This window comes from Parafilimonas sp. (assembly GCF_051953455.1).
In the GTDB taxonomy this organism is placed as follows: domain Bacteria; phylum Bacteroidota; class Bacteroidia; order Chitinophagales; family Chitinophagaceae; genus Parafilimonas.
Genome location: NZ_JBQCIT010000031.1, coordinates 252,109 through 272,385, shown reverse-complemented (window position 1 = coordinate 272,385; position 20,277 = coordinate 252,109). Strand labels below are relative to the sequence as shown.

Below are 20,277 nucleotides of genomic sequence, written 5' to 3'. Positions count from 1 at the left end.
ATGAATTACGATTATGAGCAAACGGAATTCTCCAAATCAGTATTATCGGGGTTGTTTGCCGGCATATTTGCAACATTTGCCAATCTTATCTTCAATTTTGCTTACCGCGCCATAACAGAGTACAATCCTTCGGCGCTTATTAATGTATCCTCTATCATTATTATTTCTGTATTGGTGGTAACCATAAGCGGCGTGCTGTTTTATTTTTTCAATCACTATATAAAAGGTGGAAGCATTATATTCAGAATAGTGTTTATTGCACTTACCGGAATTGCTGTTTATTATTCATTACATGCACCACATTCAGGCGATGCTGTTGTTGTAAAACAGTTTGATGAACTGCTGGCCGGAACGGTTTTGATATTAGGCGCTTTTATTGTTTTTTATGTGCCTTATTTATTTACGCACGAGCATGTATATAGCTGAGCTGCATAATTATTGTTCTGTTTACGAATTTCATGAGTAGCTTTAGGCATGAGAAATTTTGATACAGATTGTGTTCATCCGCTTACTGATGAATTATATAATGGCGCAGTTACTTCGGGTATTCAGCCGGCAGTTGCGTACCGGTATATAGACCGCGAAACATTACAATACCCGGGCTTTTATTCTACCTATAACCAGCAAAGGCTGGGGCAGATTATCTGCAACCTGGAACAGGGTGCATGGGGCATGGTTTTTAGTTCCGGCATGGCTGCCATCAGTACGGCTATACTTAGTTTTTTGAATTATGAAGACCACATCATCTTCTCCAAAGATTTGTATGGTGGTACGCTGAAATTTGCTAATGATGAATTGCCGAAACGCGGTATTGCATGCAGTTTTGCAGGCGATGCACAGGCGTTTAAAAGCCTTATCCGCAAAAACACCCGCATCATTTATATTGAAACGCCTTCCAATCCTTTATTGAACATACTTCCGCTTGAAGAAATTGCAGCGATATCCAAAGCCAATAATATTCTTACTATTATCGATAACACCTTTGCTTCGCCTATAAATCAGTTGCCGCTCTTGCATGGATTTGATATTGTGGTACACAGCGGCACAAAATACCTCGGCGGCCATAATGATCTTCCTTATGGCGCATTGGTTTCCAACAGCCATGAAAACAAAGACGTGCTTTTTAATACGGCCAAAATGTATGGCGGCTCATTAACGCCGTATGAATGTTACATGGCAGAAAGAAGTTTGAAAACACTTTCATTAAGAATTAAAAAGCAGAATGAAAATGCATTGGCTATAGCAGAATATTTAAATGCTAATGCCAATGTGGAGAAAGTATATTATCCCGGTTTATTTTCTCATCCGCAATATAATATGGCAGTAAAGCAAATGAGTGGTTTTGGCGGCATGTTGTCTTTTGAATTAAAAACAGGCTTTGAAGGTGTAAGGGCATTCCAGCAGAAACTTAGCTTAATCAGTCCGGCCTTAAGCCTTGGTGGAGTAGAAAGCTTAATATGTTCACCGGCTGTTACCTCGCATCGTTATCTTTCCAAAGAAGAAAGATATGCGATTGGTATAAAAGATAACCTGTTGAGGTTGTCTGTTGGAATTGAAGATGCAAGGGATATCCTTGAAGATATTCAGCAGGCCATGCGGCAGGCTTTATAGCTGCTTCTATATGCATTTCCACAATACATCGGCAAACCATTGTTTTGAATCGTAAAAATATTCAACAGGCTTAAAACCGCTTTTCGCCGCCATTTCATTTGTTTGTTTTATGGAATATTTTATGGAGATTTCTGTGTGAATGGTTTCATAAGCATCAAGGTCTATAAATTCGGTATCGCCAATAAAAACGCGTTGTTTGCAATTGCTTACAAGATAACTTTTGCATTCACCGCTTTCGGGATTATACACAGGAAAATGCGTAAACTTTTCAATAACAAAATCCGCATTCAGTTCCCTGTTTATTCTTCGTAAAAGATTAAGGTTAAACTCACGTGTTATACCTTTTTTATCATTATAGGCATTCAGAATAATTGAAGGATCTTTCTTCAGGTCAAAACCAATCAGCAGGTAATCATCTTTTTTCAAACAGTTTCTCACTTCTTTTAAAAATGCAACTGATTCCTCGTTATTCATGTTGCCGATATTACTGCCCATAAACAGTGCTAATTTTCTTCTTGATGAAATGGCTCCTGATTGTTTAAGCATGTCTATGTATTCGCCGTTAAGCCCGTGAATGTTTAATGCTTTAATTTGTTTGGGAAGCTCTTTTTCAATAAGTTCAATAACATGTTTTGAAATATCAATTGGAAAAAAAGTAAAACTGTTGTCAAGCTCGAAAATCTTTTTCAGAAGATGTATGGATTTGCTGCAATCGCCAGCGCCTAATTCAATCACATCAAAATCCTTTTCCATATTTTTTATAGATGAAATAATATTATCTGATTGTTGTTGCAGTATTTCCATTTCGCAATTGGTGAGATAATATTCATCGCAATTCATTATCTGCTGAAATAATTTATCGCCGGTTGCATCATAAAAATATTTTGAATCAAGGCGTTTGGGAAACGATCGCAACCCTTTCAAAACATCTTTATAAAATTTTGTTTTCTGATGTGTTATTGTTGCCAACTCCATAATAAATGATTGATAATTTAAAATTTTTTGCTGCGGGCTTTGTGTTGGTTAACCTCAAAGCCCGCAGCTTAATTTATTTAGCTAATCTTATGCCTGTATATTGCCATCTTAACGGCGGATGAAAAAAATTCCGGTATGTAATGCGGCTATGATTTGGCGGAGTTACGTCGCTTGCACCGCGCAATACTTTCTGGCTCACCATAAACTTGCCATTGTATTCACCAATAGCACCCGGTGCTTTTGAAAATCCGGGATAAGGAAGATAAGCGCTTTCCGTCCATTCCCAACGTTTGCCCCAGTTAAATTTTGTAGCAGCTATTTCCCATTCAGCTTCTGTTGGCAAACGCAAACCCTTCCATAATGCATAAGCATACGCTTCATAAAAACTAATGTGGCAAACCGGTTCAGGCTCATCAACGGGCAATAAACCGTGTAAAGTATAATTCATCCATTCGCCATCAATAAAATGCCAGTACATGGGCGCATTAATTCCATTGGCTTTTACCCATTCCCATCCCTCCATGTGCCAGTAAACAAAGTTTTTATAACCGCCTGCATGTATAAATTCAAGGTATTCTTTATTGGTTACAAGCTCACTGCAAATGGAATAATCATTTAAATAAACCTTATGACGGTTTAGCTCATTATCAAAACAAAAACCTTCTCCTTCAAAACCTATTTCATATACACCTTCGTCAATCTTTATCCATGTGTTTTTTGTGGGCGCTGATAATAGTTTCTCTTCATGGTATAAAGGAGGAAAGAGCGGGTTATTGCCTAAAATATATTTGATATCGGTTGCCAACAGCTCCTGGTGCTGCTCTTCGTGATTGAGGCCAAGCACAATTAAATCCTGTAATGCTTCGCTCAAATTGTTTTTTAAGAAATGCAGCATGGCTTTATCTACATGTTTGCGGTATTGATAAATTTCTTCAACAGACGGCCTGCTTAAATTACCGCGGTCTGTTCTTATAACCCTCGTGCCTGCTGATTCGTAATAACTGTTAAAAACATAATTATAGTTAGAATTGAACTGCTCATAATTTTCATCATTCGGCTTTAACACAAACTCTTCCCAAAACCATGTAGTATGGCCGAGATGCCATTTAGGCGGGCTTACATCTACCACCGGCTGCACCACATAATCTTCCGTTTGAAGATTGGAGCAAATGTCAATTGAATGTTGACGTACCTGTTTAAAGCGTTCTTGTAAATTCATTGATCAATTTTTTATTTTGAATCGTCAAAACGTGAACCGTGAATGCAAGTTGGTGTTTGCATCTTTCACGATCACCTTTCACGAAAATTATTTCTGCTTATCTATATAATTCGTTAGTGCACTTATTGAATGCACATTCAGTTCATTACTTTGTTTTCTTCTCATCATTAAAGCATAAGCATTATTAAAACCTATCGGCTTTAACCATGTTAAATTATATTTTTGTTTGAACTGGCCAGCCACATAATTATAAACGCTGTCTTTATTTTGTTTTAATTTATCCAATGTATTGGCTGATGCATTTAAAATAGCCAGTAATCCCGTTCCCGTATATTCAGGATACATATCAATTTGATTATTGGTTAATGCATCAAAGCAAATTTTTGTGCCGCCCAAACCTGTTTTTGTTTCAACATTTAAATCGGTATAACCCCTGATAAGCATTGCATACATACTGATGAGAATGTATTGCTCACCAAAAATTTTTGAACCTAAGCGTATCGTTCCTTTACTGCCATTTTGCGGCGGCTTATACAAATTGGTTTTAAGCAGAAAATTCCTTGCCACTTTTTTCGGCGATTGTTTTAAATAATCTACTTCATAATTCAATGCTGTCATTATGGAATCATTTATTTTTTCCGAAAGCATATTCAATATATTTTCGAGCTGCGGGTATTTTTTCAGCACATCTGCGCGAATAACGGGCGCTGCATAATATGGTGGGAAGATATGCCTGTCATCATCCAGTACAACAAGATCAAAAGCCTTTAACCTGCCATCTGTACTATAGCCACTTATTATATCCAGCTTTTTTTCATAAGCCGCTTTATACATTACAGCATCGCTGATCACTACATTTTTAATGTTGAGTTTATAAACTGATTTTAAGCCGAGGTATCCATCCTGCCGGCCCATAAATTCCGGCGTAAATCCTGCCAACAGTTTATTTTTTTCAAATGAAGGAATGGCATAGAATGAGGATAACAATAAAACGACAGCGGGCATTATCCAAACAGCCAGCCTTAATTTTTTTAAGTTGATTTTTTGAATGCGTGATAATAAAAAATCAAACAGGATAGCAAGCAGTGCAGCAGGAATAGCGCCTGCCAAAATCATATTGGTATTATTAAGCGAAATGCCGCCAAATATAAATTCGCCCAGGCCGCCGGCAGCAATGTATGCCGCTAACGTGGCCACACCTACATTAATAACAGTAGCCGTTCTTATGCCGGCAAGTATAACCGGAAATGCAAGCGGCAGCTCTACTTTGGTTAATACCTGCCATTTGCTCAAACCCATTGCTGTTGCGGCTTCCAGCACGCTGGCATCTGTTTCTTTAATGCCCGTGTAAGTATTCCTTATAATCGGGAGCAACGCATATAGAAACAAAGCTGTTATAGCAGGCAAAGGGCCGATGCCCAATAGCGGGATCATAAAACCGAGTAATGCAATGCTTGGAATAGTTTGCAAAATACCTGCAATGTTTAAAACAATGCCTGCCGCTTTTCTTCTCCTGGCAATAAAAATGCCCAGCGGCAAACCAATGGCAACGGCAATAAGTAATGAGATAAATGTAAGCCCAATATGCGCAATAGTCTGATCGAGCAGTTTATCCCGCTGTTGTACAATGAAGTTCCAAAGGCTTTGTTGCTGTTCCATCAATTGTATTTTTTATATTGATTGAAAGCATGCAGGAGCGAAGCATAATTTATTTGCTTAACTGCGCCATTATCTTTTGCACGAATGCCGTCTTTATTATCTGTATTTAAATATTCAAGTACCCGCCAAACATTTGACTGCGACGGAACTTCTTTTAATGATGGCGATGTGGCATTGTTATCCTCCAAAAATGGCCAGAGCATTTGCAGTGTTACAGATTTATATTCCAGTTGCAATCTTTGTTCATCGAAAAAAGTTTTTACAAAATTATCAGCAGGTTTAAACAGCAATTCAGCCGGTGTGCCCGTTTGAATTATTTTGCCTTTATCCATTAAACAGATCCTGTCTGCAAGTTCAAAAGCTTCCTGCACATCGTGTGTAACGAGCACAATAGTTTTCTTTTTAAACTCTTCAAGATTTATAAAATCTGTACGCACTTTTGTTCTGGTTATAGGATCGAGTGCACCAAAAGGTTCATCCATTAATAATATGGCAGCATCAGCAGCCAAAGCTCTTGCCAATCCTACGCGTTGTTGCTGGCCGCCACTTAATTCATTTGGATAAGCATTGTAATATTCTTTTGCAAGGTGCAGTTTGTGCATCAGCGCTTCAACACGTAATTGTATCTTCTCTTTATCCCATTTAAAAAGATTAGGAACAACGGCAATATTTTCTGCAACGGTATAATGCGGAAACAGGCCTGTGTTCTGCAATACGTAGCCAATACTTCTTCTGAGTGTTTCGGCATTTTGCTCTTTAATATTTTTTTGGTTGATATAAATGGAACCGGTGGTAGGTTCTATTAACCTGTTGAGCATTTTAAGCGTAGTGGTTTTGCCGCAGCCGCTTGTGCCGAGCAATACAAAGTTTTCTCCTTCTTTAATGTTAAAAGAAATATTATCAACGGCGGCCTGTTGTTTGAATTTTTTAGTAATGTTCTTCGCTTCAATCATTATGTTGCTGCAAGCTACAACATAGCTTTTATAACAGCTATTAGCTTAAACTTACCGTTATTAATTTTTGTTTACCGCAGATAAAAAATTGTGCACCTGTGGCAATAATTTTTTTAATGATTTTATAGAGATAGCTGCGAAATGCGCGATAACCCAATGAGTTATAAACTATTTGCTTCTTATAGCTACCACAGGATTCATACGTGCTGCAATTGATGCGGGAATAATACCTGAAAGAATACCAAGTATTACGCAAATGGAGAAAGCGAGTAAAATTATTTTCCCGGAAATAACAATTGCAAAAGGCAGGAATGCACTTAAAATGGCAGCGAGGCCCCACACCATAAGCAGGCCAATAAAACCACCAATGATACAGAGAAAGGCGCTCTCCAGTAAAAACTCAAGTAATATCGTTCTGCTTTTTGCACCAATAGCTTTTTTCAATCCTATCTGGCTGGTACGTTCACGCACGGTAACAAACATAATGTTGGCAACACCAAATGCACCCACAATTAAACTTAAGCCTGCAATAGCCCAGCCGCCAATATTTACGGTGCCAAAGAAACCACTTACAGCTTCGGTCATGAAGTTAATGTCGTTGAGCGCAAAATTATCTTCCTGTTTGGGGCTTAACCTGCGTATTTGCCGCATTACGCCTTCCAGTTCATCCACCAGCGCGCCTGATGGTACATTGGCCCTGCCTTTTACCAATACATAATGCTGGTTAAAAGGCTGGTTGGCGCCATATACTTTTGTATAAAAATGATAAGGAAGAATCAGGGATTCATCAAAATTGTAACCGGGGCCAAAGCTGCTTCCCTGCTTTTCTATAACACCTATAACGGTGGCTTTAAAATTACTGAACGTTACCACTTTGCCAACAGCACTGTTGGCTGAACCAAACAACAGCCTGGCGTTTTCATAACCCATTACTACAACAGGGTTTCCATTATTAAATTCTGTTTCCGTAAAGTAGCGGCCCTGTATAAGATCAATAGTTTGAATTTGATTGAATTCTTCGCTTACGCCATAAATGCTGGAGCTTTTTACTTCCTGGTTTTTGTATTTAAGATCGGCATTGTCTTCAATAAAAAAAGCAACATTTTCGGCGAGTGTGCTGCGTTGTTTTACCAGCTTTACATCGCGGAATTTCGGATCGGGCCTGTTTACAAATTTCCACCAGGGATAATCGCCATCATCACCGGCGCCGTATTGCCATTTATCAATATAAATTGTATTGGTGCCGAGTGCGGCAATATCGCTTTGAATTTTATATTCGAGGCTGTTCACAGTTGTAAGCACGCTTATAATACAAAAAATACCAAACGCAACACCAATAAGCGAAAGCCCGCTGCGTAGCTTATTATTTTTTAATTCGCCCAGCGACATCTTAAAGCTGTTCCATAAAATATTCAAAAGCTTTCGCATACACCAAAAGTATAAAACAGATTGGTAGTGAAAATAAATTTTAGATAAGCGGAAACTTTACGTGATTATCCCTGCCACAATTGTATAAATCATTTTTTTGACATGATTGTGACAATCGTACTGTAATTTTGCGGGCGGATTTTTCTAAACTAATCTTGCAAATATGACTTGGAAGCAGGTTTTTACATCTTCAATAGGTCAGAAAATTACGATGGCCTTAACGGGAATTTTTCTTATTCTTTTTTTAATAGTTCATGTAGGTGTTAACGCACTCGTTTGGGCAAATGATAACGGCGAAATGTTTAACAGGGCCGCCAATTTTTTAGGCGCCAATGTTGTACCGCGTATCCTGGAAATAGGTTTATTTCTTTTTATCATACTGCATATTGTTCAGGGACTTGTGCTGGAAGCCGAGAACCGCAGCAAACGCGGCGTTGGGTATGCTGTAGATTATGGCAACCGCGGCAGCCGCTGGTACAGCCGCAGCATGGGTTTGCTCGGCACACTCATACTGCTTTTTTTAATTATCCACCTTATCGATTTCTGGGTGCCGTCACGCTTTAGCCACATGCCTGAAGCGAGTATTAATAACGGCACAAAAGAAGTGCACGACCTGTATTCTTTAATGTACTACCGTTTTCAAACCTTATGGATTGTAGTTGTATATGTTTTGGGGTGTATTTCACTCGCTTATCATCTTTTACATGGTTTTTACAGCTCGTTTAAAACGATAGGCGTTTATAATAAAAGATATCTTGTACTAATAAGGTGGTGCGGGTACATATTTTCTATTGTTGTATGCCTTGCATTTGCCATGATGCCTGTAAGTTTCTACCTGGGCTGGCTTAGTGCGCCGGTAAACTGATTGTTTTTTATTCTTTTCTAAATTTTGAAACTTTCAATATGCTTGATGCAAAAATTCCAGAAGGAAAATTAGAAGATAAATGGACAGATTACAAAGGCCATTGCAAGCTCGTTAACCCGGCAAATAAGCGTAAAATTGAAATTATTATAATTGGTACCGGTTTGGCGGGAGCATCGGCTGCCGCCTCACTGGGAGAATTAGGTTATAAGGTAAAAGCATTTTGCTTTCAGGATTCTCCCCGTCGTGCACACTCTATTGCTGCGCAGGGCGGTATTAACGCTGCGAAAAATTATCAGAATGACGGCGACAGTGTTTTCCGTTTATTCTATGATACGATAAAAGGCGGCGATTACAGAAGCCGTGAATCCAATGTGCACCGTCTGGCAGAAGTAAGCGCCAATATTATTGACCAGTGTGTGGCCCAGGGTGTGCCTTTTGCCCGCGAATATGGCGGCCTGTTAAGCAACAGGAGCTTCGGCGGCGTGCAGGTGCAAAGAACTTTTTATGCAGCAGGCCAAACGGGCCAGCAGCTTTTAATAGGTGCTTACCAGGCATTGGAAAGACAGGTTGCTTTAGGCAATGTAACCATGTACTCCCGCCATGAAATGCTTGATGTGGTTGTAATTGACGGAAAAGCCCGCGGTATAATCTGCCGCAATCTAATAACCGGTCAGTTGGAAAGGCATTTCGGCCATGCCGTAGTGCTATGCTCCGGCGGCTATGGCAATGTTTTCTACCTTTCAACAAACGCTATGGGTTGTAATGTTACAGCCGCATGGAAAGCGCATAAAAAAGGTGCTTATTTTGGCAATCCCTGTTTTACACAAATACATCCCACCTGCATACCTGTGAGCGGCGATTATCAAAGCAAGCTGACACTCATGAGTGAGAGTTTACGCAACGATGGCCGTATATGGGTGCCCAGGAAAAAAGGGGATAACAGGCCGGCCAACCAGATTCCCGAGGAAGAAAGGGATTATTACCTGGAAAGAAGGTACCCGGCTTATGGTAATCTTGTTCCAAGGGATGTTGCCTCAAGGGCTGCGAAAGAAAGATGCGATGCAGGCTACGGCGTTGGTTCATCCAAACAGGCCGTTTATCTTGATTATGCATCTGCCATAGAACGTTACGGTAAAATTGAAGCAGGCAAGCGCGGCATAGAAAATCCATCATCCGAACAAATTAAACAAATGGGTGATGAAGTGGTAAAGGAAAAATACGGCAATCTTTTCGATATGTATGAAAAGATCACCGGAGAAAACCCTTATGAAGTGCCCATGCGCATCTATCCTGCTGTGCATTATACAATGGGTGGTCTTTGGGTGGATTATGAATTACAAACCACTGTTCCCGGTTTATATGCACTGGGTGAATGTAACTTCAGCGACCATGGCGCCAACCGTTTGGGTGCAAGCGCCCTTATGCAGGGTTTGGCAGATGGTTATTTCGTAATTCCATACACAATAGGAAACTACCTGGCTGATGAGATAAGAACGGCTGCTATTCCCACCACACATCCTGCATTTGAAGAAGCGGAAAAGAAAGTAGCGGAAAGGATGCAAACGCTAATGAATATTAAAGGCAGTGAATCTGTTGAAAGCCTGCATAAACGCCTTGGAAAAATTATGTGGGATAAATGCGGCATGGCCAGGAATGCGCAGGGGCTGAGGGAGGCAATTGAAGAGATCCGTGCGTTGAGAAAAGAATTCTGGAGCAATGTAAAAATACCCGGAAGCATTGATGAATTTAATCCTGAACTAGATAAGGCCGGCCGCGTGGCAGACTTTATAGAACTGGGAGAATTGATGTGCATTGATGCGTTAGACCGTAACGAAAGCTGCGGCGGGCATTTCAGGGAAGAATATCAAACAGAAGAAGGTGAAGCACTGCGTGATGATGAACATTATATGTTCGTTTCAGCATGGGAATATAAAGGCGATGAAGACTGGATGCTGCATAAGGAAACATTAGATTACGAGGTAGTGCATCCTACACAACGTTCTTATAAATAAGCATCAGGCCTTCCCGGAATAATTTTCGGAAGGCATAATAAACAGAAACTCGTAAAATTTTAAAATAAAAACTCTCTCCATTGGAGAGGTGGAGGCGGCAATGGAACATTACAACATGAATCTCACACTAAAAGTGTGGCGTCAAAGAAATACTAAAGAAAAAGGAAAATTTGAAACCTATAAAGTGGAAGGCATTTCGAGTGAAATGAGTTTTCTTGAAATGTTTGATGTGCTGAATGAGCGGTTAATTACCGAAGGCGGGGATCCTATTGCTTTCGATCACGACTGCCGCGAAGGTATCTGCGGCATGTGCTCTATGTATATCGATGGCAAGCCGCACGGCCCCTGGCAGGCAAATACCGTTTGCCAGTTGCACATGCGCGCTTTTAAAGACGGCGATACCATTATTGTTGAGCCCTGGCGCGCCAAAGCTTTCCCTGTTATAAAAGACCTGGTGGTTGACCGCTCTGCCTTCGACAGGATTATACAGGCTGGTGGTTATATTTCAGTAAACACCGGTAATGCCGTTGATGCAAATGCTATTCCCATTGAAAAAGAAAATGCTGATAAAGCTTTTGCCGCAGCAGCCTGTATTGGCTGCGGTGCCTGCGTTGCAGCCTGCAAAAACAGTTCCGCCATGTTGTTTGTATCAGCCAAGGTTTCTCACCTGGCTTTATTGCCGCAGGGCGATCCTGAACGCAAAACCCGCGTGGTAGCCATGATTAATCAAATGGATAAGGAAGGCTTCGGCGCCTGCACCAATACTAATGCCTGCGAGGCCGCCTGCCCTAAAGAAATTTCGGTGACCAATATTGCCCGCCTGAACAAAGAATATGCGATGGCTGGTTTTAGCGCTGATAAATAATTGCGGGTTTAAACTGGGAGGTTATTAAATTTTGGACGGGTTTTATTATTAATAAATCAATAAACTTAATGGATAAAACCAAAGTAACCAGGTTGCAAGCATTGCCAGCGGAATTGCAATTATCGTTGAAATATAATTAGGCGTTGTTATGTTTTGGCTTACCTCATAAGTTGACAATTTTGTACCTGCAATATAATCACCTAATCTTCTTTCAGTATTAATTAGCGCCATAATTACTTCAACCGGCCACATTAAAATTGTCAAATTTCTTATTAAGCACTTAATTGAATTTGCCGGTTTATTAGTTTTGAAATCCACAACCTGAAATTTAAAAATTCGTTTTGCCATGCTTCGGCCTTGCAGTAAATCCTTATTAAAATAAAGCGAAAAAACAAATACTTCATACCAGTTATATCCGGAGAAACTTTCAGGCATTTGGCCATTGTTTAAAGATGATAAGGCTAACATGTTGTTTATTATGAATGGTGCTTCAAACAACATGAGCAAAAAGCCATCATAAAATGATCAATAATCATTGTCAACATGCGGTTAGTTTTAGTGATTGATCTCATAAACAATCGCCTTTTTTCTTTGCTTCAGAGAAATGTCTTTGTATTTGAATGATAAAAGGAAGTCCCTGCACGAAGTTAGGTTGATGGATTCAGCATCAATCAAAAATTCAAACATTGAAAACAATTCATAGAATTGGGAACGATGTTTGAATAGCAAAGAGAGCTTTCAATATAAACAGGGCATGTGAAAAAATTTTTGGGATATAAGGAATGATATATGAGGTTATGCGCCAAAAAAAATCAAAAACTATCCGGATGAAAAATCTTTTTTTAATAATTATACTACTGTTTTTTGGAGCCTGTAATCAACAACCCAATACAGAAAATAATACAGCAGATTCCACTGCTACAACGAATGACATAAATCTTCGTGAAAGAGATTCTTCATCAGGCATAACCAACAGTAGTAAAACAAATAGCGATACAATTACAAACGAAGAACCTGCTGCCAATAAAGGGATAGTCCCGGGCAAAAGCATCGGAAATATTGAAATTGGAATGGACGACAGCAGGCTTGAAGCTTTTGGAAAACCTGATATGAGTGATGCAGCTATGGGCAAAGCATGGCTTACCTGGTATGGTAAAAAGCCGGATGAACATAATAATAAAACGCAGTTGAATGTTTATACCGCTTATAAAGACACAAGCATGCGGGCCAAGACGGTACAGCAAATTCGTACCACATCATCTTTTTTTGAAACAGCCGGCGGCTTGCATGTGTATGCTTCTTTGAGTGATATAAAACAGCAATATCCAAAGCTGAAAAAAGTGGCTGTTTATACGGATGACGGAAGAAAAATTGATGTATATGATGCGCAGCAGCAAGGCATTGCATTTGAAATTGTAAATGCCAACCAGCAGCAAATATGCACCGGTATTATCATACACAAGAGCGGTGTTAAAGTAACACAGGTATATATTTCGCTGCACCCGGACATAAAGGTTTTATAGTTGCAAACACTTACTGATACGAAAGTTTTTTGCGGGGAAAGTAACATTCAATAATCCTGCACTTTAATTTTTACTAATTTTCAAATAACTTCATTAAAAAAATTTCAATATGCAATGGAGAGGCCGGCGCGGAGGCGGTAATATAGAAGACCGCCGCGGAATGTCAGGCGGCACCCTGGCTTTTGGCGGCATTGGTGGTTTAATTATAGCCGCCATCGTTTATTTCTTAGGTGGCGATCCAAGCCAGATACCGCAGCAGGATCCGGGCCAGCAAACCCAGAGCGGTTACCAGGACCCTGATGATCCCAACGATACATTAAAACAATACATGGATGTAGTGCTTACTTCTGCCAACGAAGTATGGACTGATCAATTTAATAAGATGGGCAGGCAATATAAAGAGCCTACACTTGTTTTGTTTACAGGCGAAACACAGGCTGGTTGCGGATTAGCCAGCGCAGCAACCGGCCCGTTTTATTGCCCGCCTGATCAGAAAGTATATATCGATCTTTCTTTTTTTAATGAATTAACCAATCGATTCGGCGCTGAAAAAGGCGATTTTGCAATGGCCTATGTTTTGGCGCATGAAATAGGCCATCATGTGCAGCACATGCTGGGCATTACCGATAAAGTAGATGGTATGCGGCAACATTTAAGCGAAACGGGATATAATAAACTGAGTGTGAAACTTGAGCTGCAGGCTGATTTTCTCGCGGGTGTATGGGCGCACTATAATCAATCCTACCTTGACCCCGGCGATATTGAAGAAGCATTAAGTGCTGCCAGTGCAGTAGGGGATGACCGCCTGCAGAAAGCCTCGCAGGGCCGTGTTGTACCTGATGCGTTTACACACGGCACTTCAGCACAGAGAATGTATTGGTTTAAGAAAGGTTATCAAACGGGTGATATAAGCCAGGGCGACACTTTTAATGATCCCAACCTGGATTGATTTTCTTATGACTTTTCTTCGATTATTTTATTCTGAATGGAATGGAGTTCGCACAGATAGCTCAGATTAACACAGAAGAAAAGCAAAGCTGGGTGCATCTATGTAACCTGTGAGCCATAAACCGATAAACAACAACGCTAAATCAATGTTTAGCATACATCCGCTTTCTTGCTATATTGCTTCCGTTTAATAAGTTATGATCACTTCAATAAACGATTTCCAGAATGTTTTTTTTATAGGCATTGCAGGCACAGGAATGAGTGCGCTTGCCCAATATTTAAAATCCATCAATAAAAATGTGAGCGGAAGTGACCGCTATTTTAAGCCGGGTAAATTCAATGAAACAAAAAACAAATTAGAGGCAGCGGGCATAAGCTGTTTTCTTCAGGATGGTGAAGGCATAAACAGCGATGTGCAGCTTGTTGTGATTTCAGCAGCGGTAGAAGATACCGTGCCGGAAGTGCAGAAAGCAAAGCATTTGAATATACCCATTATAAAGCGTAGTGAGTTACTGGCGCTTATTACACAAACCAAGAGAACAATTGCCGTGGGCGGCACATCCGGCAAGAGCACAACAGTGGCCATGCTATTTGAAATACTGGAATATGCAGGCCTGCAACCCGGCCTTATAAGCGGTGCGGGTTTAACGCGTTTAATAAAGCAGGGCAAGATAGGTAATGCAAAAGCCGGCAATGGCGAATGGCTTATAATAGAAGCCGATGAAAGTGATGGCAGCATTGTACAATATCATCCTTCAATCGGGATATTATTGAATGTTGATAAAGATCACAAAGATTATCCTGAGCTGATAAAACTGTTTGCACAGTTTAAAAATAACAGCGAAAAATTTATTGCTAACCGCAACAATAAACTTGCTGCGGAACTGTCTCAAAACATAACGCACGATTTTTCTGGTGATGAAAAAGTAGAGGCCGGTTATACTGCAAAAAATTTTCAGCAGCATGGGTTTGAAATAAATTTTGAGATTGAAAACATATCGTTCAAGATGCATGTGCTCGGAAAGCATAATGCAGAAAATGCATTGGCTGCTATTGCTGCGGCTAACATTATTGGTGTTGATTTAAAGGTTTGCGCCCAGGCCTTGCAGCATTATGAAGGCATCTATCGCCGCCACCAGGTTATTGGTAATAAAAAAGGCATTTGGCTGGTGGATGATTACGCGCATAACCCTGCTAAATGCGCCGCCAGCATTAAGGCCTGCCAGCCGGTTGCTGAAAAACTGATTGCCTGGTTTCAGCCGCATGGCTATACACCAACAAAATTTTTACGCGAAGATTATGTGAGAGAAATGGCTGCAGCTTTGCGCCCGCAGGACGAAATATGGATGAGTGAAATTTTTTATGCTGGCGGCACAACGGTAAAAGATATTTCGGCCAGTGATTTGATTAATGATATAAAGACGCTGCATAAGAACGCTTTTTTTATTGAAAACAGAAACGATTTTCCGGTTGCTGTTCAATCGCATCTTACCAATGATTGCGTTGTATTGCTCATGGGTGCAAGAGATCCTTCACTGGAAAAGTTTGCCTACTATGTATGGGATCATATTTGAGTTTTAATTTTTTGGTGCTCCTTCAACTACATAATCTGATATTTTTTTGCTGCATCATTTCAGCTTTCATTGTATTTGCAGCAAATAATAAACCATCCACCGCAAATAATAACTGTCGCTTTTTCCAGGTTTTTTAAAGTCGTCAATTTATACTTAAAACCGTATTACAATATGGTTTCGAATGTAAAACGCTTGTTGTTTTACCAATAAAGAAACCAGGGTTAACCGGCTATTTGCTTATTAAAAAACTATGAAATCATGAAAAAGATTTACTTTCTAATTATGTCAGCTGCTATCCTGTTGCTGAATGTTCATACTGCCAGCGCAAAAATCTGGCGGGTAAATAACAAATCCAATTATAATGGCACCAGTATATACGGTGATAACTTGGGCGGAACATCAACCTATCCGGTATTTAACCAGATAAACCAGGCTGTAGGCTGGGCAGCTGTTGTGGACAACGATACGCTTTATGTTGAAGGCTCAACTACCGTATATGCAAGCGCAACTGTTACAAAAAAGCTGGCTATTATAGGCGCCGGTTATTTTCTCACAGAAAACCCAAAGGTTACAAACGATGCACTCGAAGCAAAGGTTAGCCAGTTAACTTTAAATGTTCAGGGTTCTTCCGTTATAGGATTAAATATTGTGGTTAATGGTTATGCCTCCGATGGGAAGGTTTACGTTAATGCAAACGGTATTACTGTTAAGCGTTGCCGAATTGAAAGAGGCATTCAATTCGCTACAGAATTAACAGATGTATATATCCTTCAAAATTTCTTTTCAAACATATCTGCAACCAATGCTTTTTATACCAATGGTTATGCAAGTTTTATTGCACCAACAGGTATTATATTCAACAATAATATTTGCCAGAAAACACTTAACTGGAATGCCTGGCCTGTAAAGCAATGCAAGAACAATATTTTCGACGGGCCTGTAAATGCAAGTCCTAACCTGCAGCTTCAGTTTACTACTTCAGAATTTAGCAATAATATTTTGAAAACAACCAATGCCTCTGTGAATATAAATGGTGGCAATAAAGAAAAACTAACTTATAATATTGGCACCTTATCCACGCAGTTCGGAACTGCCAATAACAATAAAGTTATTGCTGATATGACAACATTGTTTATTGCTCCGGGAACAAGTGATGGCAAATACCAGCTTAAGACTAATTCACAAGGCAGCAAAAATGGTTCAGACGGAACAGACCGTGGTGCATTTGGCGGCGCTGTAGCTCAAAATCGTTATACGCTTTCAGGATTAGCTAATATCCCGGTAATATATAAACTCACCACATCCGGTGTTGCTACGCAGTCTTCAGGTTTATCCGTAACTATAAGCGCCAGGACAATCAAATAATCATCGATCTAAAAACACGATTATGAAAACATTGCTAACGATGTTTTGTATGGCCTGTGCTTTGCTTTTAAATGCACAAAACCTTAAACAGGCAGAATACTTTTTTGATAAAGACAAAGGTGTTGGACTGAATACAAAACTCAATATTGCTGTTGCACCTGATAGCAGTTATGCTTTAAATATTGTAACTACATCGTTAAAGCCGGGTATGCATAAGCTGTATATACGCATGAAAGACAGTAACGGAAAATGGAGCATTATAAACAGCAGCAACGTAGAGGTATTGACAGCCGATTTGGAGGCTGTAATTATGGGCGGTGAATATTTTTTTGATAAAGACCCCGGCTTTGGGAAAGGCAAACAGGTAGCTGTGGATAACAACGATACCTCAATCGTAAAAAGCTTTATAGCAACAACTGCTTCACTGGCAGCAGGCTATCACAAATTGTACACACGCTTTAAAGATAATTATGGTAAGTGGAGCAGCACTAACAGTCAAAGTATTGAAGTTATTAAAACACCAGATACGGTTCATGTAATTGCAGTGGAATACCTGTTTAAGAATGATAAAGGTTTTGGTAAAACAACAGTAAAAACTTTTGCAACAATTTCACAAGACAGTACTTTTAAATTTAAAATATTGTATAGCGAAATACCTGCCGGCGCTGATAGTTTGTTTGTAAGAGTTAAAGATGATAATGGCAAATGGTCAACCACAAAAATTGCTGCATTCAGCATACAAAAACTACTTGGTCAGACTGCTGCTACTGCCAACGTTTTTATTGAAGATGATGATCAGTTAAAAGTATATCCTAATCCTGCACGGGATTTTATTAATATTAGTTTTCAATCTAAAAAAGAATCGGTTGTAATACAAATTTTTGCCGAAACCGGGAAACAGGTATTCCAGGGTATAATCAAACCCGGTTTTGCTAATAAGATAAGTGTAAATAGACTTGCTGCGGGTACTTATTTTATAAAAATAATTGATGGAGAAACATCGCAATCTGCTGCTTTTATTAAACAATAAAATGCATGCTGATGTTGAAAAGGGTTGCCTTTGATTAAAGGCAACCCTTTTATTTTGATAACTTTCATGCTTAAATTAACAAGTCAATTTTCTAATCTTCTTTTACATTTACAACTATTAAAAAATTTATTGTTACTGTATGAAAAAAATATTTTTAATATTAATTGCGGCATTCGCTATCCTGAATCTGAATGCTCAAAATCCTATTCAATATTTATTTGTTGGCACTTATACAGATGGTGGCGCAAACGATGGCATTCACGTGTATAAATTCAATCCCAATAAAGGCGAGGCAACGCTTGTAAGTAAAACAAGCGGCGTGCAAAACCCCTCGTGGTTGTGTGTTACAAAAGATGGAAAATTTGTATATGCAGTAAACGAGAACGGTGGCGATAAACCCGGCGAACTGAGCGCCTTTGCATTTGATAAAAAAACAGGCCAGCTTACGTTTTTAAACAAGCAGCCGACAGATGGTTATGCACCTTGTTATGTGAGCATTGATGCATCAGGCAAGAATGTTATTACTGCTAATTATGCAGGTGGAAATATTACCGTGTTTAAAACAAACGATGATGGTTCATTGCAGCCGCATGTACAGTTGGTGGGCCACGAAGGCTATGGCGTAAACGTTACCCGCCAGGAAATGCCGCATCCGCACCAGGTTATTTTTTCTCCTGACCAGAAATTTGTTTTCTCTCCTGATCTTGGAACAGACCGTGTTTATCAATATAATTTTAATGGCACAGATGCAAAAGACGTGCTTACGCCGGCAAATGATCCCGGTTATGTTACTGTAGATGATGGTTTTGGGCCAAGGCATATGGTGTTCAGCCCTGATAGGAAAACAGCTTATTTAATAAATGAGCTTGCCGGTAATGTTATTGTTTATGGTTATGCAGATGGCAAGTTCACACCAAAACAAACCATCGCATCTACAACAGCAGGCGATAAAAATGACCGCGGTAGTGCAGAGATCGCTATTTCACCAAACGGTAAATTTTTATATACCTCTAACCGCGGGGCAGCCAATAATGTGGCTTTGTATAAAGTGCAAACAGACGGCACATTGCTGGAAAACGGTACGCAGGCTGTAAATGCCAACCCGCGTGGTATGATGGTTGATCCTACGGGAAGATTTTTATTAGTTGCCAGCCAAAACAATAATACCGTTCAGATATTTGTTATCAATAAAAACTTTGGCTTGCTGCAGGATACCAATGTTAAGATAGATGTACAGAAACCGGTTTGTTTGGTAATGACGCCGGTGAATTAAGATCATTAAACAGTTTTAAATTATTTAGCCGCAAATGCATTTGTGCATCTGCGGCTTTTTTTATTAATCAAACAGTGTTTGTATGCCGTGGGAAATTTTAAACTCATGTTGCAGCAGCCATTTTTTTCTCCAAACGCCACCGGCGTAACCAATCAGGCTTTTATCGCTGCCAATTACACGATGGCAGGGAATGATGATGCCAATCTTATTTTTCCCATTGGTGGCGGCCACAGCGCGTACGGCTTTTTCATCGCCTATGAGGCGGCTTAATTCAAGATAGGAAATGGTTTTGCCATAAGGTATCTGCAATAGTTCGCCCCAAACTTTCTGCTGAAAAAAAGTGCCGGGCTGGTGAACGGGAATATCAAACTCTTTACGCTTGCCGCTAAAAAACTCTATTAATTGTTCTGTACACTGATGCATCACCTCGCTTATGCCCGGTTCGCCATGTTTCATTTGCCCCGGCTTATCAATAAATGATAATTCAGCAATGTAATGATCGGTGCCTGCAATTTTTATCATGCCAATCGGGCTTTGATAATATGTGTAGTAGAGTTCTTCCATTTGGCTTTATGGTTCATAATTTACGGCTCAAAACCTGCAGCCCGTAGCGCACGGCTTCTCTATCCCACCTTCATCCCATTCCTTACATTCTGTTCCGGCTGCAGTAATACAACATCATTGTTTTCATCATACACACCCAGCACCAGGCACTCACTGAAGAAATTGGCTATTTGTTTTACAGGGAAATTTACAATGGCAACAACCTGCTTATCCTTTAAATTTTCTTTTGAATAATGCTGTGTTATTTGTGCTGATGATTTTTTAATGCCCAGTTCACCAAAGTCAATCGTTAACTGGTATGCAGGCTTTCTTGCATTGGGAAAATCATGTACTTCTGTAACCGTTCCGCAGCGTATATCGATCTTCTCAAAATCATCCCAGCTTATCATATTTTGTTATTAGTGAATTTTGTT

The 20,277-nt window shown here is 39.8% G+C and carries 19 protein-coding genes; 11 read left to right on the top strand and 8 right to left on the bottom strand.

Annotation, left to right across the window (positions count from 1 at the left end; all coding sequences use genetic code 11):
* Positions 1-426 carry a hypothetical protein gene (locus tag ACTHN6_RS12925; protein WP_440436184.1) on the top strand — a complete coding sequence of 142 codons (426 nt, stop codon included), beginning with the start codon at positions 1-3 and terminating at the stop codon, positions 424-426.
* A gap of 48 nt (positions 427-474) precedes the next feature.
* Entirely contained in the window at positions 475-1,611 is a 1,137-nt protein-coding gene (locus ACTHN6_RS12920; protein ID WP_440436183.1) for a trans-sulfuration enzyme family protein, read from the top strand.
* A 6-nt stretch (positions 1,612-1,617) separates the two neighbouring features.
* Here the strand turns inward: ACTHN6_RS12920 and egtD are convergent, their stop codons facing one another.
* The 5 genes from egtD to ACTHN6_RS12895 all read right to left on the bottom strand — a co-directional run bounded on the left by egtD (position 1,618) and on the right by ACTHN6_RS12895 (position 7,845).
* The gene (gene egtD, locus ACTHN6_RS12915) at positions 1,618-2,586 is read right to left on the bottom strand and encodes an L-histidine N(alpha)-methyltransferase (protein ID WP_440436182.1); all 969 of its coding nucleotides are present in this window, start codon (positions 2,584-2,586) and stop codon (positions 1,618-1,620) included.
* Positions 2,587-2,659: 73 nt separating this feature from the next.
* The gene (gene egtB / locus ACTHN6_RS12910) at positions 2,660-3,805 is read right to left on the bottom strand and encodes an ergothioneine biosynthesis protein EgtB (protein ID WP_440436181.1); all 1,146 of its coding nucleotides are present in this window, start codon (positions 3,803-3,805) and stop codon (positions 2,660-2,662) included.
* Positions 3,806-3,892: 87 nt separating this feature from the next.
* Positions 3,893-5,464, bottom strand: a complete 1,572-nt coding sequence (locus ACTHN6_RS12905; RefSeq protein ID WP_440436180.1) for an ABC transporter permease/substrate-binding protein — start codon at positions 5,462-5,464, stop codon at positions 3,893-3,895.
* The gene (locus tag ACTHN6_RS12900) at positions 5,464-6,417 is read right to left on the bottom strand and encodes an ATP-binding cassette domain-containing protein (protein WP_440436179.1); all 954 of its coding nucleotides are present in this window, start codon (positions 6,415-6,417) and stop codon (positions 5,464-5,466) included. The genes ACTHN6_RS12905 and ACTHN6_RS12900 overlap by 1 nt, the downstream gene beginning before the upstream one ends.
* Positions 6,418-6,585: 168 nt before the next feature.
* Positions 6,586-7,845 (bottom strand): ABC transporter permease, encoded by a 1,260-nt coding sequence (locus tag ACTHN6_RS12895; RefSeq protein WP_440436178.1) that lies wholly within the window; start codon positions 7,843-7,845, stop codon positions 6,586-6,588.
* A 163-nt stretch (positions 7,846-8,008) separates the two neighbouring features.
* On the opposite strand from ACTHN6_RS12895, the gene ACTHN6_RS12890 reads away from it, so the two are divergent.
* From ACTHN6_RS12890 to ACTHN6_RS12880, 3 genes are all read left to right on the top strand, one after another.
* Positions 8,009-8,710: a succinate dehydrogenase cytochrome b subunit gene (locus ACTHN6_RS12890; protein ID WP_440436177.1), complete on the top strand. Its 702-nt coding sequence runs from the start codon at positions 8,009-8,011 to the stop codon at positions 8,708-8,710.
* Positions 8,711-8,748: 38 nt separating this feature from the next.
* Positions 8,749-10,722: a fumarate reductase/succinate dehydrogenase flavoprotein subunit gene (locus tag ACTHN6_RS12885; RefSeq protein WP_440436176.1), complete on the top strand. Its 1,974-nt coding sequence runs from the start codon at positions 8,749-8,751 to the stop codon at positions 10,720-10,722.
* Between the two features lie 115 nt (positions 10,723-10,837).
* The gene (locus ACTHN6_RS12880) at positions 10,838-11,587 is read left to right on the top strand and encodes a succinate dehydrogenase/fumarate reductase iron-sulfur subunit (protein ID WP_440436175.1); all 750 of its coding nucleotides are present in this window, start codon (positions 10,838-10,840) and stop codon (positions 11,585-11,587) included.
* Positions 11,588-11,635: 48 nt separating this feature from the next.
* On the opposite strand, the gene ACTHN6_RS12875 is transcribed toward ACTHN6_RS12880, so the two are convergent.
* Positions 11,636-12,088 carry a hypothetical protein gene (locus tag ACTHN6_RS12875; protein ID WP_440436174.1) on the bottom strand — a complete coding sequence of 151 codons (453 nt, stop codon included), beginning with the start codon at positions 12,086-12,088 and terminating at the stop codon, positions 11,636-11,638.
* A gap of 326 nt (positions 12,089-12,414) precedes the next feature.
* Here ACTHN6_RS12875 and ACTHN6_RS12870 point away from each other — a divergent pair, with 326 nt between their 5' ends.
* From ACTHN6_RS12870 to ACTHN6_RS12845, 6 genes are all read left to right on the top strand, one after another.
* A complete protein-coding gene (locus tag ACTHN6_RS12870) occupies positions 12,415-13,110 on the top strand; it encodes a hypothetical protein (protein WP_440436173.1) in 696 nt (231 codons plus the stop codon).
* Between the two features lie 109 nt (positions 13,111-13,219).
* Positions 13,220-14,059: a KPN_02809 family neutral zinc metallopeptidase gene (ypfJ, locus tag ACTHN6_RS12865; RefSeq protein WP_440436172.1), complete on the top strand. Its 840-nt coding sequence runs from the start codon at positions 13,220-13,222 to the stop codon at positions 14,057-14,059.
* A gap of 196 nt (positions 14,060-14,255) precedes the next feature.
* Complete coding sequence (locus tag ACTHN6_RS12860) at positions 14,256-15,632, top strand: Mur ligase family protein (RefSeq protein WP_440436171.1); 1,377 nt, start codon at positions 14,256-14,258, stop codon at positions 15,630-15,632.
* 258 nt (positions 15,633-15,890) lie between these two features.
* On the top strand, positions 15,891-16,997 hold the full coding sequence (locus ACTHN6_RS12855) for a hypothetical protein (protein WP_440436170.1): 1,107 nt from the start codon (positions 15,891-15,893) through the stop codon (positions 16,995-16,997).
* Positions 16,998-17,019: 22 nt separating this feature from the next.
* Positions 17,020-18,027 (top strand): T9SS type A sorting domain-containing protein, encoded by a 1,008-nt coding sequence (locus ACTHN6_RS12850; RefSeq protein ID WP_440436169.1) that lies wholly within the window; start codon positions 17,020-17,022, stop codon positions 18,025-18,027.
* Between the two features lie 139 nt (positions 18,028-18,166).
* Positions 18,167-19,300, top strand: a complete 1,134-nt coding sequence (locus tag ACTHN6_RS12845) for a lactonase family protein (protein ID WP_440436168.1) — start codon at positions 18,167-18,169, stop codon at positions 19,298-19,300.
* A 63-nt stretch (positions 19,301-19,363) separates the two neighbouring features.
* Here ACTHN6_RS12845 and ACTHN6_RS12840 read toward each other — a convergent pair whose 3' ends face one another.
* Both ACTHN6_RS12840 and ACTHN6_RS12835 read right to left on the bottom strand, forming a co-directional pair.
* Positions 19,364-19,864, bottom strand: a complete 501-nt coding sequence (locus tag ACTHN6_RS12840) for a methylated-DNA--[protein]-cysteine S-methyltransferase (protein WP_440436167.1) — start codon at positions 19,862-19,864, stop codon at positions 19,364-19,366.
* A 59-nt stretch (positions 19,865-19,923) separates the two neighbouring features.
* Complete coding sequence (locus ACTHN6_RS12835) at positions 19,924-20,253, bottom strand: tRNA-binding protein (protein WP_440436166.1); 330 nt, start codon at positions 20,251-20,253, stop codon at positions 19,924-19,926.
* Between the last annotated feature and the right edge of the window lie 24 nt (positions 20,254-20,277).

Coding starts and splice junctions, on each gene's coding strand:
- ACTHN6_RS12900 (WP_440436179.1), bottom strand. CDS start 6,417: ATGATTGAAGCGAAGAACATTACTAAAAAATTCAAACAACAGGCCGCC.
- ACTHN6_RS12925 (WP_440436184.1), top strand. CDS start 1: ATGAATTACGATTATGAGCAAACGGAATTCTCCAAATCAGTATTATCG.
- ypfJ (WP_440436172.1), top strand. CDS start 13,220: ATGCAATGGAGAGGCCGGCGCGGAGGCGGTAATATAGAAGACCGCCGC.
- egtD (WP_440436182.1), bottom strand. CDS start 2,586: ATGGAGTTGGCAACAATAACACATCAGAAAACAAAATTTTATAAAGAT.
- ACTHN6_RS12920 (WP_440436183.1), top strand. CDS start 475: ATGAGAAATTTTGATACAGATTGTGTTCATCCGCTTACTGATGAATTA.
- ACTHN6_RS12875 (WP_440436174.1), bottom strand. CDS start 12,088: ATGTTGTTTGAAGCACCATTCATAATAAACAACATGTTAGCCTTATCA.
- ACTHN6_RS12840 (WP_440436167.1), bottom strand. CDS start 19,864: ATGGAAGAACTCTACTACACATATTATCAAAGCCCGATTGGCATGATA.
- ACTHN6_RS12855 (WP_440436170.1), top strand. CDS start 15,891: ATGAAAAAGATTTACTTTCTAATTATGTCAGCTGCTATCCTGTTGCTG.
- ACTHN6_RS12835 (WP_440436166.1), bottom strand. CDS start 20,253: ATGATAAGCTGGGATGATTTTGAGAAGATCGATATACGCTGCGGAACG.
- egtB (WP_440436181.1), bottom strand. CDS start 3,805: ATGAATTTACAAGAACGCTTTAAACAGGTACGTCAACATTCAATTGAC.
- ACTHN6_RS12885 (WP_440436176.1), top strand. CDS start 8,749: ATGCTTGATGCAAAAATTCCAGAAGGAAAATTAGAAGATAAATGGACA.
- ACTHN6_RS12860 (WP_440436171.1), top strand. CDS start 14,256: ATGATCACTTCAATAAACGATTTCCAGAATGTTTTTTTTATAGGCATT.
- ACTHN6_RS12870 (WP_440436173.1), top strand. CDS start 12,415: ATGAAAAATCTTTTTTTAATAATTATACTACTGTTTTTTGGAGCCTGT.
- ACTHN6_RS12890 (WP_440436177.1), top strand. CDS start 8,009: ATGACTTGGAAGCAGGTTTTTACATCTTCAATAGGTCAGAAAATTACG.
- ACTHN6_RS12905 (WP_440436180.1), bottom strand. CDS start 5,464: ATGGAACAGCAACAAAGCCTTTGGAACTTCATTGTACAACAGCGGGAT.
- ACTHN6_RS12845 (WP_440436168.1), top strand. CDS start 18,167: ATGAAAAAAATATTTTTAATATTAATTGCGGCATTCGCTATCCTGAAT.
- ACTHN6_RS12880 (WP_440436175.1), top strand. CDS start 10,838: ATGAATCTCACACTAAAAGTGTGGCGTCAAAGAAATACTAAAGAAAAA.
- ACTHN6_RS12850 (WP_440436169.1), top strand. CDS start 17,020: ATGAAAACATTGCTAACGATGTTTTGTATGGCCTGTGCTTTGCTTTTA.
- ACTHN6_RS12895 (WP_440436178.1), bottom strand. CDS start 7,845: ATGCGAAAGCTTTTGAATATTTTATGGAACAGCTTTAAGATGTCGCTG.